At 74.6% G+C, this 1,419-nt stretch carries 1 protein-coding gene and 1 pseudogene; both read right to left on the bottom strand.

Annotated elements, in window-relative coordinates; all coding sequences use genetic code 11:
• A pseudogene (locus ABT381_RS35750) lies at window positions 1-354 on the bottom strand (hypothetical protein); the annotation flags it as partial.
• Window positions 355-374: 20 nt separating this feature from the next.
• Window positions 375-1,419, bottom strand: a 1,045-nt coding sequence (locus ABT381_RS35745) for a peptidoglycan-binding protein (protein ID WP_351602281.1), incomplete at its 5' end; no start/stop codon positions are given.

The following is a 1,419-nucleotide window of genomic DNA, read 5'->3' as shown; positions in this document are numbered from 1 at the left end:
CAGCCCGACGCCGTAGTCGCGTACCGCGATGGCCACCGCGCCGCCGTTCCGGCCGCCGGCGGAGGCCAGGCGTACGGGCGCCGGGTCGGGGATCGGCTCCGAGGCGGCCGCCCAGTACGGGGCGGGGGGTGGGCCGGTGGGTACCGGGCCGGCGGAGTCCGTGGGGACCTGCCCCGAGCCCGTCGGCGCGGGTCCGGCCGCGACGCCGAATTCGTCCACGAAGGGCAGTCCCGTGTCCGGGTCCATCAGGGGGACCATCCGCGGCGCCGGTCCGTAGCCCTCGGCCCCCGCTGTGTATCCCGGCTCCGCCGGGAACGCGGTCTCCGGCTGTCCGCTGTCCGTTCTGCCTGCCATGAAGTGCTCCGTCTGCTCCGTCATAGGAAGAGTCGCCGCCAGGTCTCGGGGCCCGGGTAGCCGTCCGCTTCGGCGCCGCGCCAGCCCTGCGCGCGCTGGAACGCCTCGACGTTCCGGCGGTCCGCCTCCGACCAGCGCGGTCCGGGGCCCGAGGTGTAGTGCTTGCCGTAGCCCTTCTGTACGAGCTGCCGGCCGAGCCGGGTCACGTGGCTGCCGGACTGACCGGGCCGGAAGTGCCGGACGCCGGGGAAGCCGCCCGCCTTGCCGCCGGCCGCGTGGCCGCCGATGTTCCGGCCCTTGCCGCCGGAGAGGTACGCCCAGGTGTCCGGCCCGGGAAGGCCGTCGGCCTCCGCGCCGCGCCACCCCTGGGCGCGCTGGAAGGCCCGGGTGGCCTCGCGGTCCGCCGAACTCCAGCGCGGTCCGGGCCCCGCGCGGTAGAACGCGCCGCCGCCGCGGGCCACCAGCAGCCGCCCGAGCTCGGTCACCCACGCGTTGTGGGCGCCGGGCCCGAAGTGCCCCAGGCCGGGAAAGGCGGACGAGAAACCGTCCGGGAGCCCGCCCTCGGGAAGCCCGCCGTCGGGCAGACCGCCGTCCGGAAGACCGCCGTCGGGGACTCCGCTGTCGATCAGGTTCCGGTAGCGATAGGGCACATATTTGTCGGCGTTGCTCCAGTAGGCGTACGGGGTGACCTTCTTGCGGGCGTGCTGCGGAGCCAGTTCGTACGCGACGTACTTCTTCCGGGAGGCGTCCGCCCAGCCGCCGAAGACGGTCACGTGCGACCCTGCCGAGGGGTTCCCCGTGTTGTGGTACAGCAGGATGTCGCCGGGCCGCAGCGCGTCCTTCGTTATCCGCACGGCGTACCGGCTGAGCGATCCGGTCCACTGGTTGCTGCCCAGCCCCCAGGCCATCGAGACGAAGCCCGAGCAGTCCTCGCGGTAGCCGTCGGACCAGTAGCCGTTCATGTTGTACGGCACCCGGGCCGCGATCCACGCCTTCGCCCGCGCGATGATCGCCGCGCGCGTGGTGCCGCGCGGCTCCTCGGCGGGCCGCGCGCGTCCGCTGCCC

The sequence above is a fragment of the Streptomyces sp. NPDC000151 genome, assembly GCF_040301705.1.
Classification (GTDB): domain Bacteria; phylum Actinomycetota; class Actinomycetes; order Streptomycetales; family Streptomycetaceae; genus Streptomyces.
Note: the sequence above shows the minus strand (reverse complement) of the source record. Positions and strands in the feature narration are given on the sequence as shown.